The 25666-nt window shown below is 34.8% G+C and carries 20 protein-coding genes and 1 other annotated feature; all 20 genes read right to left on the reverse strand.

The window, feature by feature from the left end; all coding sequences use genetic code 11:
• Positions 1–402: 402 nt before the first annotated feature.
• Positions 403–3189: an isoleucine--tRNA ligase gene (gene ileS / locus MWH28_RS10085; RefSeq protein WP_248619245.1), complete on the reverse strand. Its 2787-nt coding sequence runs from the start codon at positions 3187–3189 to the stop codon at positions 403–405.
• A gap of 142 nt (positions 3190–3331) precedes the next feature.
• Positions 3332–3573 (reverse strand) — a binding site (T-box leader).
• 58 nt (positions 3574–3631) lie between these two features.
• The gene (locus MWH28_RS10090; protein WP_248619246.1) at positions 3632–4333 is read right to left on the reverse strand and encodes a 5'-methylthioadenosine/adenosylhomocysteine nucleosidase; all 702 of its coding nucleotides are present in this window, start codon (positions 4331–4333) and stop codon (positions 3632–3634) included.
• A 63-nt stretch (positions 4334–4396) separates the two neighbouring features.
• Entirely contained in the window at positions 4397–4891 is a 495-nt protein-coding gene (locus MWH28_RS10095; RefSeq protein ID WP_248619247.1) for a DivIVA domain-containing protein, read from the reverse strand.
• Positions 4892–4904: 13 nt separating this feature from the next.
• Entirely contained in the window at positions 4905–5693 is a 789-nt protein-coding gene (locus MWH28_RS10100) for a photosystem II electron transport protein, Sll1252 family (protein WP_248619248.1), read from the reverse strand.
• A gap of 280 nt (positions 5694–5973) precedes the next feature.
• On the reverse strand, positions 5974–6249 hold the full coding sequence (locus MWH28_RS10105; RefSeq protein ID WP_248619249.1) for a YggT family protein: 276 nt from the start codon (positions 6247–6249) through the stop codon (positions 5974–5976).
• A gap of 5 nt (positions 6250–6254) precedes the next feature.
• Positions 6255–7070 (reverse strand): pyrroline-5-carboxylate reductase, encoded by an 816-nt coding sequence (gene proC / locus MWH28_RS10110; protein WP_248619250.1) that lies wholly within the window; start codon positions 7068–7070, stop codon positions 6255–6257.
• Positions 7057–7536, reverse strand: coding sequence for a cell division protein SepF (locus MWH28_RS10115; protein ID WP_248619251.1), 480 nt, complete (start codon positions 7534–7536; stop codon positions 7057–7059). Before MWH28_RS10115 ends, proC begins: the two co-directional genes overlap by 14 nt.
• The gene (locus tag MWH28_RS10120; protein WP_282580202.1) at positions 7533–8234 is read right to left on the reverse strand and encodes a YggS family pyridoxal phosphate-dependent enzyme; all 702 of its coding nucleotides are present in this window, start codon (positions 8232–8234) and stop codon (positions 7533–7535) included. The genes MWH28_RS10115 and MWH28_RS10120 overlap by 4 nt, the downstream gene beginning before the upstream one ends.
• A gap of 187 nt (positions 8235–8421) precedes the next feature.
• Complete coding sequence (locus tag MWH28_RS10125) at positions 8422–9744, reverse strand: PhoH family protein (RefSeq protein ID WP_248619252.1); 1323 nt, start codon at positions 9742–9744, stop codon at positions 8422–8424.
• Positions 9745–9759: 15 nt separating this feature from the next.
• Positions 9760–10692: a biotin/lipoyl attachment domain-containing protein gene (locus tag MWH28_RS10130; RefSeq protein WP_248619254.1), complete on the reverse strand. Its 933-nt coding sequence runs from the start codon at positions 10690–10692 to the stop codon at positions 9760–9762.
• Between the two features lie 220 nt (positions 10693–10912).
• A complete protein-coding gene (locus tag MWH28_RS10135) occupies positions 10913–12394 on the reverse strand; it encodes a glycoside hydrolase family 32 protein (protein WP_248619255.1) in 1482 nt (493 codons plus the stop codon).
• Between the two features lie 71 nt (positions 12395–12465).
• Positions 12466–13830: a sucrose-specific PTS transporter subunit IIBC gene (locus MWH28_RS10140; protein ID WP_248619256.1), complete on the reverse strand. Its 1365-nt coding sequence runs from the start codon at positions 13828–13830 to the stop codon at positions 12466–12468.
• A 262-nt stretch (positions 13831–14092) separates the two neighbouring features.
• Entirely contained in the window at positions 14093–15106 is a 1014-nt protein-coding gene (locus tag MWH28_RS10145; protein ID WP_248619257.1) for a LacI family DNA-binding transcriptional regulator, read from the reverse strand.
• A 93-nt stretch (positions 15107–15199) separates the two neighbouring features.
• Positions 15200–16153 carry an aminoimidazole riboside kinase gene (locus MWH28_RS10150; RefSeq protein ID WP_248619258.1) on the reverse strand — a complete coding sequence of 318 codons (954 nt, stop codon included), beginning with the start codon at positions 16151–16153 and terminating at the stop codon, positions 15200–15202.
• Between the two features lie 561 nt (positions 16154–16714).
• On the reverse strand, positions 16715–18064 hold the full coding sequence (locus MWH28_RS10155) for an alanine/glycine:cation symporter family protein (RefSeq protein WP_248619259.1): 1350 nt from the start codon (positions 18062–18064) through the stop codon (positions 16715–16717).
• A 515-nt stretch (positions 18065–18579) separates the two neighbouring features.
• The gene (locus MWH28_RS10160) at positions 18580–20523 is read right to left on the reverse strand and encodes a methyl-accepting chemotaxis protein (RefSeq protein WP_248619260.1); all 1944 of its coding nucleotides are present in this window, start codon (positions 20521–20523) and stop codon (positions 18580–18582) included.
• 95 nt (positions 20524–20618) lie between these two features.
• Positions 20619–22175, reverse strand: a complete 1557-nt coding sequence (locus tag MWH28_RS10165; protein WP_248619261.1) for a glycine betaine uptake BCCT transporter — start codon at positions 22173–22175, stop codon at positions 20619–20621.
• Between the two features lie 80 nt (positions 22176–22255).
• Positions 22256–23053, reverse strand: coding sequence for a methyltetrahydrofolate cobalamin methyltransferase (locus MWH28_RS10170; protein WP_248619262.1), 798 nt, complete (start codon positions 23051–23053; stop codon positions 22256–22258).
• Positions 23054–23306: 253 nt separating this feature from the next.
• A complete protein-coding gene (locus MWH28_RS10175; protein ID WP_248619264.1) occupies positions 23307–23939 on the reverse strand; it encodes a corrinoid protein in 633 nt (210 codons plus the stop codon).
• A gap of 159 nt (positions 23940–24098) precedes the next feature.
• Positions 24099–25514, reverse strand: a complete 1416-nt coding sequence (locus tag MWH28_RS10180; RefSeq protein ID WP_248619265.1) for a trimethylamine methyltransferase family protein — start codon at positions 25512–25514, stop codon at positions 24099–24101.
• Positions 25515–25666: the final 152 nt, after the last annotated feature.

Here is a 25666-nt window from a genome sequence, read left to right on the forward strand (position 1 = left end):
TCTCAAGCGACATTTAATATACTATCAAATTCGTTCTTATTTGTCAAGAACTTTTTTGAAATCTTTTTTGTCGCCAATCTTTTTCTGCGGCAACATCAAGTAGTATATCACCCTACTCTAAACTTGTCAAGAAAAGATTTAACTTTATAATTCTTTGTAGGTGTAGTTCTTATCTAAGTACTAATTATAGTAGTTTCCTATTTTATAATTAATATACATTTAAATTAAACTGAGTTGCCTCCGGCAACTCAGTTTAATTCTAAGATTTAGCTTAAGTAAAACCAACAAATACAAACTAGTAAAAGTTATCCACAACCTCTAAAAAGCATAATCTCCTTAGTGATAAAAAAGTCTGTAACCTAATAAAAAGGCTACAGACTCCACAATATTACTCTTTCATCCTTACAAATTCTCAACTACTTCTAAACACTCAGCACAAATTTCTGAATGCTCTTCATCAGTACCAACTGTTTCACAGTAATGCCAGCAACGTTCACATTTTTCACCAGGAGCTTGAGCTACCGCTACCTTGACTCCCGTTTCTTCACCGACATATAACTCATCTTCTTCAACTTCAGCACTAGGTTTTAGTACAGTTAATTTAGAAACAATAAATAATTCTGCTAAATCATCAAATTGGACTAAAAAATCATATAATTCCTGATCTGCATAAAGTTCTACTTGGGCATCTAAGGAATGTCCTACAACTTTTTCATTCCGGGCCAACTCTAAAGCTTTAGAAGCATCTTTTCTCACCTCTAATAAGCGATCCCATTTCTCTTCTAAATCCTGATCTAGATAATCTTCCTTAACTTGTGGCCATTCTGCTAAGAATATACTTTCATCACCACTATTTTCAGGTAGATAACTCCATACCTCCTCTGCAGTATGAACCAATACAGGAGCAATTACCTTAATTAAAGTAGTTAAAATTTCATACATCGCTGTTTGAGCAGAACGTCGTACTGGATCATCTGCTTCTAAAGTATATAACCTATCCTTTAATACATCAAGATAGAAAGAACTCATCTCTACCGTACAGAAATTATGTACAGCATGATATAATCTATGATATTCGTAGGCTTCATAAGCTTCTTCTACTTGTTTAAGCAACTTTTGTAATTTTAATAGAGTCCAACGATCAATTTCTGTCAATTCATCTTTACTTACTTTATCTTCTGCTGGATCAAAATCAGCTAAGTTACCTAGAATATAACGTGAAGTATTTCTGATTCGTCGATAAACCTCTGCATTTTCCTGCAAAATCTTATCAGAAACTCTGACATCCTCTTTAAAGTCAGAAGAAGCAACCCATAATCTTAAAATATCCGCTCCATACTGCTCAATAACATCCAATGGTGAAACAACATTACCTACTGACTTAGACATCTTCTTACCATCTTTATCAAGTGTAAAACCATTAGTCACTACAGCTTTATATGGTGCTTCTCCTCTAGCAGCAATCGAAGTTAACAAAGATGAATTAAACCAACCTCGATATTGATCAGTTCCTTCCAAATACAAGTCTGCTGGTCGCTCCAAAATATCATAATTCTCTAGTACTGCAGCATGACTTGCTCCTGAATCAAACCAAACATCCATAATATCTGTTTCTTTATCAAATGTATCATTCCCACACTCATCACACTTAACAGAGTCAGGTAATATCTCACCAGCTTCTAATTCATACCAAGCCCCTGAACCTTGTTGAGCAAATAACTCCTTAACTGTTGCAAGCGATTTTTCAGTAATCAATGGCTCATCACAGTCTTGACAGTAAAAAATCGGAATAGGTACTCCCCAAACTCGTTGGCGAGAGATACACCAATCAGTTCGATCAGCAACCATATTCGTCATTCTTGCCTCTCCCCAATCAGGATACCAATCAACTTCCTTAATTGCCTGTAAAGTTTCATCTTTAATATCCTCAACAGAAGCAAACCACTGTTCAGTAGCTCTAAAGATAACAGGATCCTTACATCTCCAGCAATGAGGATAAGAATGATCAACAAAGCTTAAATCCATCAATAAATTATCTTCTTTTAATAAGTTTGTTACCTTAATATTGGCATCATCATAATACATTCCAGCAAACTCTTCACCAGCTTCTTCAGTAAAATAACCTTGATCATTCATTGGAGCATAAACTTCAATATCATACTCTTGACAGACAACATAGTCATCATGTCCATGTCCAGGAGCTGTATGTACACAACCAGAACCTTGCTCTAATGTTACATGTTCTCCTAAAATCAATGGTGACTTTCGCTCATAAAATGGATGTTTACAACTAACTCCTTCTAATTCTTTCCCTTTAAATTCAGCAATAATTGTATAGTCTTCGATACCACAAATCTCCATCATGTCAGCTACTAGCTCTTTAGCAGCTACTAATCTATCACCATCTGCTTCAACAATTACATACTCAAAATCTGGATGAATAGAAATTGCCATATTTGAAGGGATAGTCCAAGGAGTAGTCGTCCAAATTACAACATAATCATCAGTAGTTAGCTCTTCTCCCCCTAACTCTTTTCCTTCTTCAACTGGAAACTTAACATAAATTGATGGGCCATTAATCTCTTCATATTCAATCTCTGCTTCTGCTAATGCAGTTCCACAACTTGTACACCAGTGTACTGGCTTTAACCCTTGATATAACAAACCTTTTAGTGCCATCTTACCAAAGACATCAATCTGTTTAGCTTCATACTCCGGCTCTAATGTAATGTATGGATTATCCCATTCACCCCAAATCCCTAATCTCTTAAACTGTTCTTTCTGTCTTTCTACATATTTTAGGGCATAGTCTTTACACTTTTCTCGTAATTCTATTGTTGTTAACTCTTTTCTTTCTTCTCCTAACTCTTTAGTTACTTTATGCTCAATCGGTAACCCATGTGTATCCCAGCCAGGAATATAAGGAGCTTGAAATCCTTTTAAATGATTATATCTAGTAATAATATCTTTTAAAATCTTATTTAACGCATGTCCGATATGAATATCTCCATTAGCATACGGAGGGCCATCATGTAAAATAAACTTTTCAGCACCTTCTCTTTTTTCTAATGCTTTTTCATAAATGCTATTTTCGTTCCAAAATTGCTGAAAGTTTGGTTCTCTTTCAGATAAGTTGGCCCGCATAGGAAATTCATTATTAGGTAGATTCAACGTATCTTTATAATTCATTTTTTAACACTCCTTCTTTTATAATTTAAATTTCGTGGTTTATAGTGAATAGGGATAGCTAAATCCAAAAGCTTTTAAACTTACTCTTAACTGTCAATTATCCACTATCAACTATGCACTAATAAAAAAAACCCTCACCCCACTAAGGGACGAGAGTAAACTCGCGATACCACCCAACTTAATATATTAAGTAGCTATTAATCTATAGCTAAACTCTTATATATTCACTCAATTTAAATAACGGCTACTACCGATTTCTTCTACTATCATTTCAAAGAAACAGCTAAGAGATGATCTTCAGTAAAGTTTCTATTCCTAGGCTTCCACCATCCCTAGTTCGCTATAATTTCCACTCTACTTACTTTTCCCTATTCTCGCTTTTAAAACAGTATTTAATTCATAAATCATTATAATATACTTATTTTCTTTCGTCAACTACTATTTATAATCTTTTTAAGATCTCAGTTATCATCTTATAGGAATTATTCGCAGCAAATTCAACAAACTCATCAAAGGACATATCGGCTTCTTCATCTGCCTTATCAGAGATAGATCTAATTATCACAAATGGAGTATCATTTAAGTAAGCTACTTGGCCTACTGCAGCCCCTTCCATCTCGGTACATTGTCCGGCAAATGTTTCTCTCAACCACTCCACTTTCTTCTCATCTGAAATAAATTGATCACCAGATAATATCCTACCTGTAATAACCTCAATCGCTTCCGTTTGGGCCAACTCTTCTCCAATCTCTTTAGCCATTGTAACCAACTTTTCATCAGCCTTAAAAGCTACTTGGTCTAATTCAGGAATCTCTCCATAATCTCTACCAAAAGCTGTAATATCAACATCATGTTGAACAACATCTGTTGAAATTATAATATCCCCCATATCAAGATCTCTATCAATAGCACCAGCTACTCCTGTAAATAAAACTGCCTCTACTGCAAAATTATCGAGCAAAATTTGAGAACAAACAGCTGCATTAACCTTACCAATCCCACTGCGAACCACAACAACTTCCTTACCAAGTAATGTCCCAGAATAAAACTCCATATTGGCCTTTATTAGTTTATCCTCAATCTCCATTTCTTTCTTTAATAACTCAACCTCTACATCCATCGCCCCAATTATTCCAAATTTCATTCTACTCCCCTACCTTCAAATTCTATAAATGTATTATTTTATTATGTATTAACTAGCTGCTTTTTATTCACTAGTCTCAAAATCAATCTCTTCTTTGATCTGTTCTAGGCCAGCCTGTTGATCTAACATTTCTAAATGAGATTTTAATAATGTTTTAAACTTGATCTTAAATAATCTTTCCTGTTCAATTAATTCTCTATATTGTTGATACTTCTTTTCAGCCTTACTTTTTGCTTCCTCTTTTATCTTTTTAGCCTCTAATCTAGCCTCTTCTAAGATTAAATCAGCCTCTTTTTCAGCTTCAGTCTTTCTATTCTCTATAGTCTGTTGTGCTTTATCTATAGTTTCGTGTAGCTTCTTATCCTTTTCTTGATACTCCTCAATCTCTGTTTCTAACTTCTTTACTTTCAGCTTTAAAGAATTCTTTTCATTCAACACCTCTTCATAATAGGCAGCCACCAAATCCAAAAAATCATCAACTTCTTGTTGGTCATATGAAAAAATAGAAAAAGTTTTATCAAACTCTTTATTATAAATATCTGCTGGAGTCAAAGACATTGTACTCCCCCCTTTAAATATATCTTATTAATCTTACTTTAATTCTTCCTTTCTTAGATTGACCTAATAACTCATCGATCTCTACTCTTCCTCGCCCCCGAATAGAAATAATATCATCTTGATCTAAAAAACAAGCTGGATCAGTAATAACTTTCCAATTAACCTTTACTTTCCCACTTTCAATCTCACTGCTCATCTTATTACGAGAAGTAGAAAAACCAGAGCTAGCAACCGAATCCAAACGTAAAGATGGTACTGTATCTCTAATCTCTTTTACCCGTTCTGGTTCAATATGTAATTGTTCAAAGGATATCGTTTCAAGTTCAACACCTATTTGATGAACTTGATCAAGATTAAGCAGTAGATATTCCTCCATCTCTTGGGCAATAATAGCTTGGCAACCTTGCTGATACAAAACTAGATCTCCAACCATCTCCCTTTTAATCCCTGTTCCTAAAATCGCTCCTAAAAAATCTCGGTGACTAACCTGCTGAAACTTAAACTGCCCAGTAATATTTAATAGTTTAATCGGTGATTCAACCAGATCCTTAATATAATAATCAGGCATTACAGCTAACCTCTTCCGTTCAGCCCGTTTATAACCACCATATTCTAGATACTTAAGATCAGCTATCTGTTCTAAAATCGGTCGGGCCAAATAGAGACAATGAGGATTTAAAAAGTTAGTATACATAGGTTGATGTCTCTGTAAGGCTAATTCTACTTTATCTAAAATTTGATCCAGAACTAATTTTTCTTCTTGTTCATTTATATGGGCCAACAACCGTTCCTTATCCAGCATCATATCACTCCTAAAACTAAATATCAGTGTACAGTTTACGGTTTACAGTTGACGGTTAAAAACCTTAAAATCAAAACCACTCTAAACATAGATATAAGGATTTTTAAAACTCTTAAGCATTTAAGCTCTTGGTCTTATCCTTCGGATTCCTTGAACCTTTCGTGATGAAAAAATCCCCTCTTAGATTTTTTCTATCCTTACAGGTCTTTATCAAGACCCTCCATGAAACCCACAAAAATCGTATCAACTGCAAACTGTTCACTGTCAACTGTAAACTATATTATAACACCGCCCACAACAACTGAATTACACCACCTCTAATAATCCGTAAAACTATAAAGGCAATAATTGGAGAAATATCAATCCCTGGCAGAGGAAATAACTGCCTCATTGGCCCTAAAACAGGCTCCGTAGTCCGATAAACAAAATTTAAAAGATCTCTCATGAATTGATGATGAGTCGGTGGCTGTACCCAAGAAGCTACAATTCTAGCTATAATAAGCCAATTATAGATCCTGAATGCTCCATCGACAAGTCTAATTAACCAAAATCTCACAACTTTCACTCCTTTCTTAGTTCTTCTGCTTTATCTGTTGCTGTTGCTACTGCTTCATAAATAACAGATCTAAACCCATCCTTTTCTAACTGTCGCAAAGCAGCTATTGTAGTTCCTCCTGGTGAAGTAACCATATCCTTTAGCTGAGCTGGATGCTTTTCTAACTCAACAACCATCTTAGCTGCACCAATCAAAGTCTGTAATGCTAAATCACTAGCATCCTCCCTAGCTAACCCAACATTAACTCCTGCATCGGTTAATGCTTCAATAAATAAATAGACATAGGCTGGCCCGCTGCCACTTAAACCTGTCACTGCATCCATTAAATCTTCTTCTATTCCGATTACAACTCCTGTTGCAGAAAATATTTTTTCCACTAACTTACCATCTTCAGCACTAGCTGCTTCTCCTAAAGCATAAGCTGTAGCCCCTTCTCCAATTAATGCAGGAGTATTGGGCATTAATCTAATTACTGGAACTTCATTCTTTAAATGACACTCAATATCTTCAATTTTTATTCCCGCAGCAATAGAAAAGACCTTTTGCTCTCCTTTAATTTCAACATCTAAAGAAGTTAATACCTTAGCTATCACCTTAGGTTTAACTGCTAAAATAATATAATCAACATTACTGACCAACTCATTATTATTATCTGTTAGTTGTACTCCATACTCTTGCTCCAACTCTGTTAATCTTCTCTTTTTTAAATCGCTAATATAAATCTGTTCTGCTGAAACTAACTCCGCTTCCAAAACTCCCGTAATCAAAGCTTCCGCCATTGCTCCAGCACCAATAAAACCAATCTTTTTATCCACTAGCATTCGCCCTCTCCTTTTCCTTAACTAATGATAAATTTTCAACATCAGAATCATTATCTTCTTTAATTCCATAACTTATTGTAACAGATTTAGGAGTAAATAAAAAGATATCCTCCCCTACTTTTTCTAAATTACCATCCAAAGCATAAGAAGTTCCACTTACAAAATCAATAATTTTTGTCGCTAAACGACGCTTGACCTCCGTTAGATTAACAACTACTAAATGGCCTGCTTTCAATTTATCTGCTATTGTCTGTGCTTCCTCAAAGGATGTTGGCTGTACAATATCAATACTTTCACCATTACAATTTTGAGCTAAAGAAGCTGTCTGCAAAGAAAATCTATTTTCTGGCTCCTCTATGTTTTCTGAATCCTCTGTCACAGTAGAATTATCAACTTGCTCTTTCGGGGCTGATGGTACCTCAGATTCTAAAGAAAATAACTCAGTTACTTTTTCTATTAAACTCATTTATTATAATTTCTAGGGCCAAAGATCGCTGAACCGACCCTAACAATAGTAGCTCCTTCCTCAATTGCTACTTCTAAATCATTGCTCATCCCCATTGATAACTCTTTCATTTCAACCCCAGGTATCTTCTCAGCCTCTATCTTAACAGCAAGCTCTCTTAACTTCCGAAAGTAAGGTCTTACTTCCTCTGGATCATCTACATAAGGAGCAATCGTCATCAACCCCTTAACCTTCATATATTCAAAAGAAGAAACTTCAGTTAAAAAATCAATAACCTCTTCACTCATAAGACCATATTTATTTTCATCTTCTGCAACATTAACCTGTATTAAAACATTCATCTGTCTATCTTCCATGTTGGCCCTTTTATTAATCTTTTTAGCTAACCTCAAACTATCAACTGAATGAATTAGCTTACATTTATCCATTCTTGCTAGATACTTAACTTTATTTCGTTGCAAATGACCGATCATATGCCAATTAATCTCCTGTTCGAAACTATCATACTTATCTCTTAATTCTTGAACTCGACTCTCACCAAAATCTAAGATTCCCTCATCCAATACATCTTTTATTTTATCTAAACTTTGTTTTTTAGAAACAGCAACTAATTTTATCTCATCAGGATTACGTCCTGCTCTACTAGCAGCAACCTCAATCTTTTCTCTTATTTGATCTAATCTTTGTTTGACAGTCATTATCAATTACCTCCTCCATTATTATTTCTCTAAATACGATTATTCACCTGCAAAAAATACACCTTATAAGGTGTATTTTTTGATTAAACAGTTATATTATTATAAATTAAGGTTAAGTATGAGGTTAAGTTTGAGTAAATCATAAAAAAACAAGGGTTTAGCTCTTACTTAAACTTAGACTTAACCTCTATAAAACCTCAGCCCCTAATTCAGCTAACTTAGAACGTTCACCCTTAGTTAAAGTAACATGCCCTACCAAACCTTTATCCTTCATTCTTTCTACAACATAAGTCAAACCATTACTATTACTATCTAAATAAGGGTGATCTATTTGATAAGGATCACCAGTTAGCACAATCTTAGTATTCTCTCCAACTCTAGTTACAATCGTCTTTAATTCATGAGGAGTTAGATTTTGTGCCTCATCAACAATAATAAATTGATCCGGAATACTTCTACCTCTAATATAAGTAATCGCTTCTAATTCAATTAAATTCATTGCCTTCAAATCTGCTACTGCATTAGCCGGTTCCTGACCTTGGCCCCCGCCAACCAAAAATTCCATATTATCATAGATTGGTCTCATCCATGGTCTTAATTTCTCTTCCTTATCCCCAGGTAAATAACCTAAATCATTGCCCATTGGTACAATTGGTCTAGTAACAATCAATTTTTTATAAGCTTTATCATCAACTACTTTTTGTAACCCTGCTGCTAAAGCTAATAATGTCTTACCAGTTCCAGCTTTCCCAACTAAAGTAATCAACTTAATCTCATCATTCAATAATAATTCAAAAGCACAACTTTGCTCTCGATTCCTTGGACTAATCCCCCACACATCATCAGTGTTGAAGATAAAAGAACGTAACAAACCTGCTTTTTGATCATAACGGGCCAAAGCAGACTGTGAACCCCCCAACTCATCCTCCAAGCTTATAAATTGATTAGGAAATAACTCTTCATCTAAATTCAACTCCTCTTGCTTCAATCCATCTTGCTGATAAAATTGGTCTATCTTATCTGAAGCTACCTCAATCTTTTTAACTCCTGAATAAAGTTCATCAATATCAACTCGATCCGTCTCATAATCTTCAGCCTTAACTCCAATGGCATCAGCCTTAATCCTCATATTGATATCTTTTGAGACTAAAATTACAGGAAGATCACTATTCTTTTTAAAATTCAAGACTGTTGAAATTATCTTATTATCTGCTTTATTAGGATCTAGTGCTTCAGGCAACTCAGAGCACTTTTCATAACGCAGATCAGTCTTCAATAAACCACCTCTTTCTAATCTAACTCCTTCATTTAACTTTCCTTTTTCTCTCAATTGATCTACATATCTGGAAAATACACGAGCATTCTTTCCTACTGAATCTTGTCTCTTCTTCTGATCATCAATCTCTTCAACAACTACCATCGGGATAATAACTTGATTATCTTCAAAAGAAAATATTGCCTGCGGGTCATGTAAAATAACATTTGTGTCTAAAATATAAATTTTTTCCATATTATCACCCTCCTGTTAATTAGTTAAAACAACTTCAACTCCTGGCCCTATCCCCTTAACAACAGCTTGATCACCAACCTTACCTACTACTTCAACCTCTTTAAAATACTTATTCGTATAACTACTAATCATTACTCCTATAGTACCTTCCTCTTCAATTAGAGCAGAGGTAGGAACAACTATTCCACTATAATTCTCTCTAATAATTTTAACCTCAGTCTTTCTTAATTTTATTAAATCAGAAATCAAACTATTAAATTCAATGATCATAATATTCTTAGGTTGATCAAATAAGATCTGATCAATTTCTCCAGTAAAATCTCGCTCCTCTAATTCAGAAAAAATGACTTTAACACTTGATCCTTCTTCATAATTCACCACTTCATCTTGAGGTAATAAAACAGCTAAATAAAATGAGAAATTATCAACAATCTTGAAAATAGGACGACCAGCATTAACCCTTTCTCCTGAACTAACTTGATTGATCTTCCCTCTTAGGTTAACAAACTGTTCATAGGTTAATGTTGTTTTACTATCTTCAGTTAATGTCATTTCTAAACCATCAATTTGATAACTTAATAATCCAGAATTATAATTGTAGAGGTCTATCTCTTCTGCTCCAAAAACACTGGCTACCTTCGTTCCTGCCTTAACTTTTTCTCCTTCAGATACATTTAATTGTAGCTCTCCTTCTAGAGGAGCAAAGGTAATCTTTTCGTCCCTAATCAAAAGTCCTTCAGTCTCAATCTCATCCCTCAAAGTCCCATAAGTAGTAGTAACTATCCTAGTTGAATGATAACCAAAAAAATTAACCATTAAAATAATAAATAAACCAATTCCAATTAAGAGTAATAAAAAAAGAATAAATTTATTCAACTTATTCTTTTTATTACTTGTTTTCTGTTCGCCAAAATCAATATTATGTTGTCTTCTTCCAAAATCTTTCACACTGCATCCTACCCCTAATCACTAATTTTAATTAATTTATCCCATGTCATAATATTCTACTTAAAGTCAATAATACCTGCTTTTGATTGAAATTATATTGATAAATAGCTTAAGTTTAAGTCCAAGTCTAAGTTTAAGTGAGAACTAAAAGCCCTTATGCTTTTAACGATTGACTTAGACTTAACCTCAACCTTAAACTTAAGCTATTTTGTAATTAAATTCAAAAGCTCCATTTCTTCACTTCTTTAAGTTTTACCGAGCCAGCTGTAGCAAAGAACTTAACTCCCACGCTATCTTGATCAGGGTAAATTCTACTTGAAAAGACTTCTGCACCATCATTTACAAATAACTCTACTGAAGATCGATCAACAAATAGATGTAACTTTATCTCCCCATTATGATTTAATGAACAACGACGAACTCCCTTCCTACCTTTTCCAGACTTACTTCTATCAAAGATTAATTTATTATCTCTATTATCATATTTAATAGTAGTTTCTTGACTACCATCTTCGGAACACCTAAGCTTAACCCCTAATTCAGTTGCATCTTCTACAGCAAACTCTACAATCAACTCAAAGGTATCTCCTTCAATTCCATCTAGGATTAATTCTTGATTGCTAATTTTAATATCTTGATAACTAACAAGCTCTTTTCGTAATTTCTTCAACTCTGCAACAGGATTTTGAAGCAATTGCCCATCTTCTCCAAGCTCTAACACCCGAGGAAGTGTCATTGCATGAATCCAACCATTTTCTCGTTCCATATAATTTTCATCTTCTTCAGGAAGTCCCATCCAAGCAATTAAAATCCTTCTACCTTGCTGATCAAGTGTCGTTTGGGGAGCATAAAAATCAAAACCTCTATCCAATTCACTAAAATCTCCATGTTCAAGTTGGCCCGTTTGATAATCCAAATCCCCAACAAAATAACCTGCTTGATAAATATTATGATATAAATCTCCTTCAGGCTCTATACCTTGAGGAGAAACAATCAATACATCCTTATCATTCAACTCAAATAAATCTGGACACTCCCACATATAACCAAAATAATCCAACCCCCCCAGGTTACTTCCTGCTACTTCTCCTACCAGTTCCCAATCATTCAAATCATTAGATTTATAAAGTAAGACTCTTCCCTCTTGCTCTATTGTTTGTGTTCCAATTACTAAATACCAGTTCTCATCTTTCTTCCAGACCTTAGGATCCCTAAAATGAGCAGTATATCCCTCAGGTTGAATAGCTATAACAGGGTTATCTATTGATTTTTTAAAATTAACCCCATCATTACTGGTTGCTAAGCACTGATTGGCACTTCTTACTCCATTTTCCTTGACATTACCTGTATAAATTAACGTAAGCACTCCCTCATTATTAACTGCACTACCTGAGTAGCAACCATCCTTTTCATACCACTGACTAGGGGCCAACGCAATTGACTCCTCACACCAAGTTACTAAATCAGGACTTGTATAGTGACCCCAATATTTCAAACCACTCTCCGTATCAAAAGGATGAAATTGATAGAATAGATGATACTTACCATCAAATTGTATCAATCCATTTGGATCATTTAACCAACCTGCTGGAGCCATCACATGAAATTTTAATCTATAATAATCAGCTTCTACTTTATCTCTAGCTTCTGCGATTGCTTGTTCAGCTTTAGTTAATAATTGCTGGTCTCTTTTTCTATTCACTTTAATCCCTCCGTTCATTAATCAATTAAAAAGGAAGGAGCTAGCTCCTTCCTTTTAGATAAGTTATCTAATTATTTTTGATCATTAAATCCTAGCAACCAAGTAGCAATAAATGAACCACTTAAAGCGATAATAAAACCAACTACATAATGAATTAATGACCCACCTTCTACAATACTGAGCCCTGGAATAGCAGTTAGCCCTACTGCTGTCATGCCTACATTAGTTAATACAACATAAGCACCACCTAAAGCACCACCAATCATTGCTCCAATAAATGGTTTCATCAATCTTAAATTAACTCCAAAAATAGCCGCTTCAGTAATTCCTAAAAAACAGGAAGTTGCTGCAGGTAAAGCAATTGCTTTCAATTTTTTATTTTGAGTCTTAAAATAGACTGCTAAAGCTGCTCCACCTTGAGCAATATTGGCCATCGACCAGATTGGTAATAAGAAGTTCCTTCCCACATTACTCAATAATTCAGCTTCAAAAGCATGAAAACTATGATGAACCCCAGTAATTACTATCGCTGAATATAATCCACCAAAGATTAATCCTGCTGCAACCCCAGCAGTATCATAAATTAAAGCTAAAGAAGCAGAGATTCCATCACCTAACAGACGACCAAACGGGCCAATCAATCCTAAAGTAATAAACCCAGAAGTCAAAATTGTAACAAATGGAGTAATAATTATATCTAATACTTCAGGAACATAGCTCCTAACTCCATTCTCAATCCTAGCCATAAACCAAACAGCAATCAACACCGGTAAAACAGTACCTTGATAACCAACCATTCCTATTTCTAAACCAAATAAATCTATAGTCTCTTCTATCCCATCACCCAATGTCCAAGCATTCTGTAAAGCAGGGTGAATCATAATTGCCCCAAGTACTGAAGCCAAATAAGGATTGGCCCCAAATTCTTTTGCAGCACTATAAGCAATAATCATCGGTAAAAAGACAAATGCTGCATTAGCAAACATATCTAATAATACAACCAATGAGCTATCTGGATCAACCCAACCATAAGTTTGCATCATTCCTAGCAATCCCATCAACAAACCACTAGCTACAATAGCAGGAATAATTGGTACAAATATATTAGATAATACTCTAGCAAAACGCTGAGCTGGATTTAAATTCTTCATCGCAGCTTTCTTAGCTTCACCTTTACTTACTTCTGAAACTTCACTTACATTAGATAGTTCCTTATATACTTTATTGACTGCACCTTGACCAATAATAATCTGGAACTGTCCTGAATTAACAAAAGCACCTTTGACTTGCTCAATATCTTCAACCGCTTCCTTATCTGCCTTATCATTATCCTTAAGAACTAATCGCAATCTTGTTGCACAATGAGCTGCACTCTCAATATTTTCCTGACCACCAATTGCCTTAACAATCTCTTCAGCTACTCTTTTTGGATTCATTCTTTTTCCCTCCTATTAATCTGTTTTTAAAGGTCCTCACCATCAATTTACAAAGGAGGTTATAATGCTTATAATTAACTAATTCTAAAAAATTATTTAGTTACTTATCTTTCCCTTAACTCTACCACTAACAACAAAAAATTTGCCATCCTTATATCACTTATATAAATTATAGCTCTTTTAGTTTTATCTCTTTGGGAAGCTTCCCAAAAAGAATTAAATTTTATGGGAAGCTTCCCAATAACAATATAAATCATTAATCCTAAATCTTTTTCACACTCTCTCGTTCTATAATCGAATAATCCATCACTGATTTAACAGTCACATCTTGCCCTGCAATCAAATCCAGTAACAACCCAGAAGCCAGTTCTCCAGTCTTGAATTGATCATAACGAATTGTCGTTAATTCTGGAGTAATTAAAGAACTCATCTCGGTATCTCCAATCCCTACTACTGATATATCATCAGGTACTCGATAGCCCTGCTCTCTCAAACATTTCATAGCCCCAATAGCTAATCGATCAGTAACAGCAAAGACTGCTGTAGGTAACCTCTCTGAATCAGCAATTATTCTACTCATCCCCTGATAACCAGAATCAGTAGAAAAATCAAAACCACCTTGATAAAAATAATCTGCTTTAACTTCTAGATTATTTTCAGCTAACGCTCTTTGGTATCCATTCTTTCTTAATTGTCCAACTGCAACATCATCCTCAGTTACTCCAATATAAGCAATTCTCTTATGTCCATGAGCAATCAAATAATTTACTATATCTTTAGCTGCTTGAAAATCATCTTGAATAACAGACGGAAGTTCAAGTAGATTGCTAACATCTTGGCCCAAAATTATCACAGGAATATTCAACTTCTCTAAAACCTCTTGATGTTGAGTAGTAATTTCTGTTGCAAAAAATAAAATTCCACTAACTCTTTTCCTCTTTAATAACCTTAAATACTCTAGTTCATCCTCTTTGTTTAACCTAGTATTAGCTAACAATAAGTTATAGCCATTTTGATACAATACTTTACTCATTCCTTCTACAGCTTCAGAAAAAGTACTTGTATTTATCCGAGGTAAAATAACACCTATTGTATCAGTCTGATTATTTTTCAAATCCTTAGCTATCGAACTTGGCACATAGCCAGTCTTCTCTACTACTTCTTTTACCTTTTTTCGTGCTTCATCACTAACATGCTCAGAGTTATTGATCACTCGTGATACTGTAGATTTTGAAACACCAGCTAACTTGGCTATCTCTTTAATTGTTAGACCCATAGATTTAACCCCCTTTTGGGATCGTTCCCAAATCTATTGTTCTAATTATAACTATTTTTAAATAAATTGTCAACTTCAATTTAAATTTAAATTTTACCTTTCAGCTAATATCTGTTCCACCTTATCTACAGTAGGCAACGCTACCATAGCTCCCTTGGCTGATGCTGCTAAAGCTCCAGATATACTAGCAAACTCTACTGTAGAATTTAAAAATTTACTATCTAAATTTGTCAATGGTCGATCAGCCTGATTGAGTTTATATAAGACTCCCGAGACAAAGGCATCTCCTGCTCCAGTTGTATCAACAGTTTCCACCTTCATAGCAGGAATAAAATATAACTGTTCCTGATAATAATAATAAGCCCCTTGGCTACCACAGGTTACGATAATCAATGGAATATCATATTTATCAGCTAATACTTTACTTCCTGATTCTATATTAGTCTCTCCAGTAATAAATTCCAACTCTTCATCTGACACCTTTAAAATATCAGTTGTTCCTAACATAGAAACAATACCTTCCTTGGCTTTTTGAGCATCATCCCATAAGCTCAACCTTAAATTTGGATCATAAGAAATTAATAAGTCATTCTTTCTGGCCAATTCCACTGCATACTCAGTAGCACTACGAGCGGGTTCGTTAATTAAAGAAATTGAACCATAATGAAAGATCTTATTATTTTTAAATAATCCCTCACTCAACTCATCTTTACTCAATAAAGCATCTGCACTAGTCTCCGCATAAAATTCAAAGCTTCTCTCTCCACTCTGATCTAGTGTTACAAATACCAGTTGGGTCTTAGCTTGATCTGATAAGATCATTCCTTCAGTATTTACGCCATTGTTTTGCAATGTTTCTTGCAAAAATTGTCCTAATAAATCTGCTCCTACCTTTCCAACAAAACTAGCTTTAGCTCCTAATTTACTGACTCCAACAGCTACATTAGCAGGAGCTCCTCCTGGATTCTTCTTAAACTTTGTATTGGTTTTATCCAGTGGAATAAAGTCAATCAATGCCTCTCCTAATGTAATAACTCCTTTCTTCATCAATATCCCCTCCTTTGAAATATAAGCTTATTATATTAGTTTGCTCAAAACCTGTCAAAAATTATTAAAATTAATTGATATAATGTGTCACTTCGTGACACAGTCATTAGTGATTGGTAACTAGTAATTAGTAAATTCAAACCTCTAAAAACATATAATCAAACCCTTGTTAGACGCAGACTAAATTCGGATTAAAATTCGACTAACACAAGACAATTTCAAGGTCATAAAATAAATTTTAATTGGTTTTAATCAGAACTTAGTTAAACCTTAGTCACCCCAAGAGTTCAAGCCCAAGACTATTTCCTCGAGAAATAAAAAACATTTCTCTCAGAATACGCCCAAGGGCACTAGCTCCGCGTCGCTTCCTCAGAAAACAAAAAAACGTTTTCTTCAGGGCGCTGTGTCAAAAATTTTGACTTTGATTTTACCAATCACAAATCACTAATTACCAATTACTAAAGCTAAGCTTTATTGTAATACAACTTCGGTTTTTAATCTTCCATGAAAAAAGACCCCTCTCACATAAGTAAGAAGGATCCTTTAAAAAACCTATTTAATTTATAATCCTCTAGAAATCCCAGTATTATCTAAGCTTTGGAAATAATCTTTAGCTTCCTTAATGACTACTCCAGATAACCCTATAATACCAACTAAGTTAGGGAATGCCATTAGACCATTTGCTACATCTGCAAGTAACCAGATTAATTCTAATTCAACCATAGCACCAACTGGTATAGCTAAAATGAATACCCAGCGATAAAATTTAATTGCTCCTTTACCGAAGAGATATTCTACAGAACGTTCACCATAATAAGACCAGCTGATAGCTGTAGAAATAGCAAAGAATATAATTCCAAAAGTAACAATCGCACCACCAGGACCAGGTAAACCTTGATTAAATGCTGATGCTGTTAATTCAGTTCCAGTCAACCCACTTTCCCAAGCACCAGTTACTACAATTACTAAAGCCGTTACACTAGCAACAATTAAAGTATCAATCATTGGCCCTAACATCGCTACTAAACCCTCATGTACAGGGTGACCAGCTTTAGCTGCAGAGTGAGCCATTGGAGAACTACCTAAACCAGCCTCATTAGAGAAAATACCTCTAGCTACACCCATTCTTACTGTTGTTAATACCATTGCTCCAGTAAAACCTCCTACTGCTGACGTTGGAGTAAATGCTTGTCTAATTATAAATGCTAAAGCAGCTGGAACCTCAGCAATATTAACTAATAATACTAATACTCCCCCTAAGAAATAAACAGCAGCCATAAAAGGAACTACCTTACTAGTAACCTTACCAATTCTCTTGATTCCACCAATAATTACTGAACCAACTATAAGTGCTAAAACAATCCCAGTAGCTGCTGTTGGAATTCCAAAATTTGCATTTAATGGTGCAGCAACCGAGTTAGCCTGTACCATATTACCGATTCCAAAAGAAGCTATTCCTGCAAATAAAGCAAAAAGAACCCCTAGCCACTTTTGTCCTAAGCCTTCTTCTAAGTAATACATTGGCCCACCACTGACCGATCCATCTTCATTAACAACTCTATATTTTTGAGCTAATACACAACTAGCAAACTTAGTTGCCATTCCAAAGATACCAGTAACCCACATCCAAAATACTGCTCCAGGACCACCAATAGCTATTGCTGTTCCTACACCAGCAATATTACCAGTTCCAATGGTAGCTGATAAAGCAGCAGTTAAAGCTTCAAAGTGATCAATTTCTCCATCATCTTCTGGATCATCACGTTCTCCTTTTAAAATAGCAAATGACTCTTTCAATTTAGTCTGAATTGCGCCAGTTCTAAGGGTGATTAAAATACCTGTTCCCACCAATAAAATAATTAGCGGAAGACCCCACACTATACCACTTAATTCACCTAATAACTCTTCCATTACTCGACCTCCTAATTATTATTTGTATTTATTAAATATTTCGACATCTTTATTATACTATTTTTTATCAATTTAGTCAAGAATAGATGTTTTTTTCACAAGATTGATTAAAAAACTACAATTTTTATCAAATATAGTTATTCTTCTGAAAATAAAGATAATTATCTGGATTGATTCACTTAATAAATACTACACTAATTATTTACTGAAACTCATCCTTCTTAAACTATCTAAAAACTATTGCCTTTAGCTATTATATTAATGCAATTAACATACCACTTCTTAAATAATCCTTCTTCTCATGCCAAATCAATCCTATCACGACAGGCCTTACCTTAACTTCTTTTTCATTTTATTTCAATAGGTAATCATAATTTCAAAAGACTTATTTCGACAAAAATTTTGCATTATCGAAAATTATTTTGCAACTTAATTTCTACTTATCTAAAATAAATACATTCATTTTTCTATAATAAGAATCCTATCTTTAATATTAAAGATAGGATTCTAGTATTTTATAATCTAAACTTTTGAATCAATCTCTGTACTTGCTGGGCCAACCCTGCTAATTCTTGTGAAGATTTAGCTATCTCTTCGGACATATTACTAACATCATCTGATGCTAACTCCATCTGCTTACTACCTTGGGCCAACTTATGAGTAGAGCTAGCTGTCTGCTCAATATAACTGGCTGTCTCTTCAATTGAATCTTTAATCTCTGTAAATATATCACCAGTCTCTTGAACTGCATCCTTGCCAATTTTAGCTTTTTTAGCTACCATTTCAATTGCCTCTAACCCTTCTTCTGATTTTTGTTGGGTCTGATTAACCAACTTAGCAATCTCATCTGTTGCTTGAGCTGTTTCTGCAGCTAACTCTCTAATCTCATCAGCCACAACAGCAAAACCATGTCCTTCTTCTCCCGCCCTTGCTGCTTCAATAGCAGCATTCAAGGCTAATAGATTCGTCTGTTCAGCTATGTTAGTGATCAAATTAATAATTTTTCCTATTTCACCTGCATTATTATCTAAGTCATCGATTATTCTTACAGTCCCTGTTACAGCAGAATCAATCTCTTCAATACTCTTTATCGTTTCTGTAACATTTCTAACACCTTGATCTGTCTTAGAAGTAGCTTCTTGAGCAACAGAACTTACCTCTTGAGCTCCAGCAGAAATTTCTTCTATCCCACTTGAAGTTTCCAGCAATAATTGATTATTCGTTTCAATTGTAGCATTTCCTTCTTCAGCAGATGCAGATAATTGTTGGCTATATGCAGATAAATTATCTACAGTCTCAGCTAAATTCTCAACCATTTGCTTCAAATTATCATGCATTTGATTAAGAGCTTGACTTAATATTCCTACTTCATCTTCACTCTCAACTGCTAATTTATCTACCTGTAAATCAGCATCAGCAATTCTTTGTGCAAATTCTGCAGCAGCAATAATCGGTTTTGTAAATTTATTAGAAAATTTTTGGGCAATAATAAAGATAATGATTATAAAAAGAATTACTAAACCCCAAGTTAAATATCTGATCCGATTAACAGTTCCCATTAATTCTGACCGCTCCATCAATGCTATAAACTTCCATCCCAATTCTGGAGAGGTATAAATATTTGCTAAATAATCATCGCCTTCAAGCTCTACTTCATAACTAGCATTATCAACTTCAGCTAAGCCTTCAAACTCTTTAACCCCTAACTTTTCAATCTCCTCAAAGTTCAACTCTGGTTGACGAGGATGGGTCAAAATAGTACCATCCTCTGTCGTCATTACAATATAACCTGTTTCACCAATAGTTATATCTTCTATCATCTCAGTCAAGACATCTAAACTCATATCAGTCCCTTGAACTCCAATTACTTCTCCTCTTTCATCTTCAACAATCAAAACTGTACTGACGTTGACCGTTCCATCGGCTTCCCAATAGTAAGGTTCAGTTCTACCTACCTCCCCTTTATTCTCCATAGCTGCTCTGTAAAAATCTCTGTCTCTAGGATCATAATTAGGAGTAACTTGGGTAGCTGGCCACTGAATATATCCTCCTTCTGTTGTTGCCAGATAGACATAAGCCAAATTAGACTGTGCTTCTGCAAAATCAAGATAAAAATCATAAATTTCTGCTTCAATTCCTCCATTTTTTTCAGGAGTCAACTGCAACCTGTCCTCTTCAGTCTGATCTAAATAATCAGTGATTGTCTCATCAGCCTGTCTGATGAGAGGATTGCTAGCTAAGTATCTCAAATCATCTTCCATATTACTAAAATATAAATCAATATTATTATTGACCTGTCTAATTTCCCGAGTCGTCATTTCAATAAAATTTTCTTCAAGCTGATTAGCAATTATCCCATTCCCTAACAAATTAATAATTATTATCGGTAGCAAAGTTATCAACAATAATAAAACAACTAATTTATTTTTAATCTTTAAATCTAACAACTTCTTTATCACTTCAATCTACCTCCACTTTCAATCCTAAATATTAATTAAATCTAAGTAAAATTAATAATCCAGAGGCATTTTATACCCCTGGATTATTGTAAAAATTATAGTTCAATATCAATTGTTCCAATAAATTCTCCTTGTTGGGTCAATCTATAATCTTCTTGAATTACCTTAAAGAAGGAAAAAATAGACAGACACATAAAGAACATAAAAGGAAAAGCTGATGCAATAGCTGCTGTTTGTAAAGCAGATAATCCACCTGCTAGTAATAATACTGCAGCAATTAGACCCTCAAATACTCCCCAAGTGATCTTAACATTACGAGAAGGCTCTAATGCACCATAAGAGGTCAACATCCCCATTACAAAAGTAGCAGAGTTAGCTGACGTAATGAAGTAAGTCGCAATTAAGATTGTTGCAATAATACTCATTATTCCACCAAGTGGAAATTGGCCTAAAGTTACAAAGAAAGCAGAAGCTATATCATTTTGAACAGGCTCTACAATTCCACCTGCTCCAAAACGCTCAAGCCAAATAGCTGAGCCACCCATAGTAGCTATCCAGATAAAGCTCAAGACTGTTGGCCCGAATAAAGTAGCCACTACAAATTCTCTAATCGTACGGCCTCGTGAAATTCGAGCAATAAATCCTCCTACAAATGGAGTCCAAGAAATCCACCAAGCCCAATAAAAGACTGTCCACCAACCAGGCCATTCGCTCTCTCCTACAGAACCGGTAAAGGCACTCATTTCAAAAATATTCTGTAAATAATGCCCTGCACCTTCCGTCAAATATTGAAAGATAAAGATTGTCGGGCCAACAACAATCATCAATCCCAATAAGACTAAACTTAAGTTAACATTCATATTCCCAATAAATTGAATCCCTTTTTCAAGACCAGTTACCGTAGCAATAATGAAGATCGCAGTTATGATCGCAATAATAACTATTGCAACTAAATTATTATTAGGAACTCCCAATAAATAATTTAAACCACTATTTATCTGTTGGGCACCTAAACCTAAAGAAGTAGCTATTCCAAACAGAGTCGCAAAAATAGCTAAAATATCAAACGCCTTACCGATTGGCCCTTTAACTCCTTTTTCACCAATCAAAGGATATAAAGTACAACTTGGCAATTGCGGTAACCCTCTTCTGAAACCAAAATAACCAATAATCATTCCAAACAATGAAAATAAAGCCCACGGATGTAAGCCCCAATGGAAGAAAGTATAACGAAGAGCTAATAAAGCAGATTCAACACTCTCTTCTGCTCCAAATGGAGGTTCAGCATAGTGAGTTATCGGTTCAGCAACCCCCCAAAAGACAAGACCAATCCCCATACCAGCACTAAATAACATAGCAAACCAGGAACCTGTGCTGAACTCTGGTTCTTCATCAGGCTTTCCTAATTTGAGATCACCAAACCTACTCAAACCTGCCACCAAAGTTAAAACTAAAACTGCAGAAACAAAGACAAGATAAGCCCAGCCAAAATTACCTACTAAAAAGCCATCTACTCTATCGACTAAAACACCAAAACTTTCAGTAGCCAAGATTCCCCAAGCAACCAATGCAGTTGAAATTAGAGCAGAAACCCAAAATACAACTGGATCAATTCTTACATCTTTAGCTTTATCTGCTTGTCCTTTACTCATTATTCTCACTCCTAATCAATTATTTTTAAAGTAATTCTAGTTGGCCCTAGAACTTATCTGTCCTAGGGCCAATCTTTCTTTTAAATATCTAATTTTCCACTTTTAGCAGCTTGAATATAACCAGCACAGTATTGATCATTCCCTAATAAAGTATCAGCGGCAGTTACTAATGCCATAATCTTTGGATCTAATGGATCCATAATGGCACTATCCATTCCCCTACTCATCGCTAATGTTACAAATGCTCTATTTAATAAATGCCTCTGCGGTAATCCATGAGAGATATTACTTAACCCACAAGTAATATGAACATCTGGATACTCCATTACAATCTCTTCAATTGCATCCAAAATATAATGACCCACTTGTTGATCAGTACCAATTGGATTAATAATTGGATCAACAAAGATATCATCTTCAGCAATTCCTGCATCTTTTAAATCATCAATCAACTTTTTCCCTACTCTAATTCTATCTTCAGCACTCTTTGGCATTCCCTCATCATCCATTGTCAAAGCTACTATTCTTGCATCATGCTCTTTAAGTATCTCTAAAGTTTCAGCAAATCTATCCTCTTCAGCAGAAATTGAATTGACTAATGCTTTACCTTCATGAACTTCTAAACCTCTCTTAAGTGCTTTAGGATTTGGGCTATCAATACAAAGTGGTACATCAACTACCTCTTGAACTGTCTTGACTAGCCACTCCATAGCTTCAACCTCTTCTTTAAGCAAAGTACCACAATTAACATCAATATAATCTGATCCTGCTTCTTCTTGCTTCTTAGCTAAATCTTGAATAAATTCCACATCTCTATTCTTAACTGCCTCTTCTAACCCTTCTCTACTTGTATTAATTAATTCTCCAATAACTATCATTTTATTGCCTCCCCTTATATTTTAAGTTTACAGTTGATAGTGTACAGTTTACAGTTATAAGGTCAAGATCATGAAAACTAAAAAACTCAAGAAAATTATACGATTAAGATTAATATATTTAATGATCTTCCTTCGAGCTCTTTGAACCCTTCGTGATGAAAAAATCCGCTCTTAAATTTTTTCTATCAACTGTCAACTGTAAACCGTAAACTGTACACTAATATAAAGTGGCATCCTGCCACTTTATATTTATTTAATTAACAAACTCTCTAGCTATATCAGTAGCAGTACTTCCATCTGCAGCATAACCATCAGCACCGATCTCATTAGCAAACTCTTGGCTAACAGGTGCTCCACCAACCATAATCTTGACTTGATCTCTAACTCCTGCTTCTTCTAAAGTCTTAATTGTCTCTTCCATCGCTGGCATAGTCGTAGTCAATAATGCAGAAATTCCAACAACATCAGGCTGATGCTCCTTAACTGCTTCTACAAACTCATCAGCTGGTAGATCGATTCCTAAATCAATCACTTCAAATCCTGCTCCCTCTAACATCATTGCTACTAAGTTCTTACCGATATCATGTAAATCACCTTCTACCGTACCAATAACTACAGTTCCAACCGAACTACTCTCTCCATCTGTCAATAATGGCTTAACTATATCCATTCCTGCATGCATAGATTTAGCAGCAATTAAAACCTCTGGTACGAACATTTCATTCTTCTTAAATCTACCTCCTACAACATCCATCCCTGCAACCAATCCATCTTTAATGATATCGCTTGGCTTTGCTCCTTCATCTACTAGCTCTTGTGTCAATTCAGCTACTCCAGCAACATTCCCTGCAATTACTTCTTCAACAATATTTTCCATTTTACTCATTTTAATAATAACCCCCTAAATTTAATTTATTTAAAGAATGAATCTATTCTTATTACTCAAAAATGAAATTTTATTTTTGCTCTTTACTAGTTACAAGTCACTAATTACTTGTTACTATCATCCAACTTATCTTTCATTTTAAAGTTGGATGATTATACTTTACAAATTCTCCATATAGTCAACTAACTTTTTATCAATCTCTGGATCTAACTCTGGTGCTTCAAAGTCAGCTATAATATCTTTCCATTTCTGATTAGCACTTTCAACAGTAGAAACCAAGTCTTCTTCAGATGTATAAGTAGCTCTTTGACTGATAGTTGGTGTTCTAAAATCTCGCATGTGCTGCATTGTGTGTGCCTCTGCTAAATAATGCCCTCCTGGGCCAACCTTAGCAATTAATTCTTTAGCTACTGTATCTTCATTTACCTCAATACCCTGTTGGTAACTATCTACCATACCCAAAATCTCATCATCAATAATAAATTTCTCATAAGACATAGTCATATAGTTTTCTAATAATCCTGCAGAGTGAAGAATGAAGTTTACACCATGATTAGTAGCAGTCATAAAGTTCATCATTGATTCATATCCTGCTTGAGAATCAACCATTAATGAATCTGTAGTCGAACCTCCTGCTCGAGATGGTACATCATAATAACGAGCTAGCTGAGCTGTAGCTCCTACAAACTTAACATATGCTGGACTTCCTACAGTCAAGTTAGCAGTCTGCATATCAGTAATTGTAGATGCAGAACCATAAACTACTGGAGCTCCTGGATTGATCATTTGAGTTAAGACAATTCCAGCTAATACCTCTACATTTTGTAAAGTTAATGTTCCAGCTACTGACATTGGCCCAGTAGAACCAGACATAATCAATGAAGCAATAATAACAGCTTGATTATACTTAGCATGTTCTATCAGAGAAGCTAACATTCTATCATCATACTTCAAAGGACTTGTAGTACTGATCAAAGAGATAACTAATGCTCTATCATCAATAATTTCATCCTCTCCAAAGAGCATACTGGCCATCTTAAAACAATCACGTGCTTTCTTCTTACCAAGTGCACTTCCCATTAGACACTTGTCGGAATATTTAGCTCCTGCATAAAGCATCTTAGCATGCCTCTTCTCATCAGCTATATCCTTAGGCTCTACTAATACACCACCTAAAACATCAACATGATCACTAGCTGCAGCTAATTTAGTAAAGTTTATATAATCCTCATAAACCGAATCTCGTCTCCCATTCTCAATATCTGTCACATAAGGTGAGCCATAACCTGGAGCAGTAACTGAATTATTACCTCCAACTGTTACATTATTTTCTGGATTTCTAGCATGTAGTGTAAAAGATCCAGGAGCTTTTTCAACATACTCTTCAACAAGCTCACGGGATAAATATACTTTTTCACCTTCTACTCGAGCACCATTTTCTGCAAATATCTCTCTAGCTTCTTCATGCAAGATCTCAATACCAGTCTCTTCTAACAATTCCATTGAAGCTTCATGAATCATCTCTACATCTTCAGCAGTCAAGACATCTTGGGCTAAAAAATTACGTTCAATCATTAATTACTCCTCCTTTATAATTTTAAAGATTAAGAATCAAGCTTAAATTTAAGTTTTCCTTATACACTTATCCTTATGCACTTATAAGATTATACGGTAATCATAGTTATTATATAATCGTGATTATTATTAGGGTTTTTTATATACTATCT

The sequence above is a fragment of the Natroniella sulfidigena genome (assembly GCF_023223645.1).
Classification (GTDB): domain Bacteria; phylum Bacillota; class Halanaerobiia; order Halobacteroidales; family Halobacteroidaceae; genus Natroniella; species Natroniella sulfidigena.

Coding starts and splice junctions, on each gene's coding strand:
- MWH28_RS10170 (WP_248619262.1), bottom strand. CDS start 23,053: ATGATAGTTATTGGAGAATTAATTAATACAAGTAGAGAAGGGTTAGAA.
- MWH28_RS10165 (WP_248619261.1), bottom strand. CDS start 22,175: ATGAGTAAAGGACAAGCAGATAAAGCTAAAGATGTAAGAATTGATCCA.
- proC (WP_248619250.1), bottom strand. CDS start 7,070: ATGCTAGTGGATAAAAAGATTGGTTTTATTGGTGCTGGAGCAATGGCG.
- MWH28_RS10120 (WP_282580202.1), bottom strand. CDS start 8,234: ATGACTGTCAAACAAAGATTAGATCAAATAAGAGAAAAGATTGAGGTT.
- MWH28_RS10140 (WP_248619256.1), bottom strand. CDS start 13,830: ATGAATCCAAAAAGAGTAGCTGAAGAGATTGTTAAGGCAATTGGTGGT.
- MWH28_RS10180 (WP_248619265.1), bottom strand. CDS start 25,514: ATGATTGAACGTAATTTTTTAGCCCAAGATGTCTTGACTGCTGAAGAT.
- MWH28_RS10150 (WP_248619258.1), bottom strand. CDS start 16,153: ATGAAGAAAGGAGTTATTACATTAGGAGAGGCATTGATTGACTTTATT.
- MWH28_RS10100 (WP_248619248.1), bottom strand. CDS start 5,693: ATGCTGGATAAGGAACGGTTGTTGGCCCATATAAATGAACAAGAAGAA.
- MWH28_RS10175 (WP_248619264.1), bottom strand. CDS start 23,939: ATGAGTAAAATGGAAAATATTGTTGAAGAAGTAATTGCAGGGAATGTT.
- MWH28_RS10155 (WP_248619259.1), bottom strand. CDS start 18,064: ATGGAAGAGTTATTAGGTGAATTAAGTGGTATAGTGTGGGGTCTTCCG.
- MWH28_RS10125 (WP_248619252.1), bottom strand. CDS start 9,744: ATGGAAAAAATTTATATTTTAGACACAAATGTTATTTTACATGACCCG.
- MWH28_RS10095 (WP_248619247.1), bottom strand. CDS start 4,891: ATGTCTTTGACTCCAGCAGATATTTATAATAAAGAGTTTGATAAAACT.
- MWH28_RS10090 (WP_248619246.1), bottom strand. CDS start 4,333: ATGAAATTTGGAATAATTGGGGCGATGGATGTAGAGGTTGAGTTATTA.
- MWH28_RS10115 (WP_248619251.1), bottom strand. CDS start 7,536: ATGAGTTTAATAGAAAAAGTAACTGAGTTATTTTCTTTAGAATCTGAG.
- ileS (WP_248619245.1), bottom strand. CDS start 3,189: ATGAATTATAAAGATACGTTGAATCTACCTAATAATGAATTTCCTATG.
- MWH28_RS10145 (WP_248619257.1), bottom strand. CDS start 15,106: ATGGGTCTAACAATTAAAGAGATAGCCAAGTTAGCTGGTGTTTCAAAA.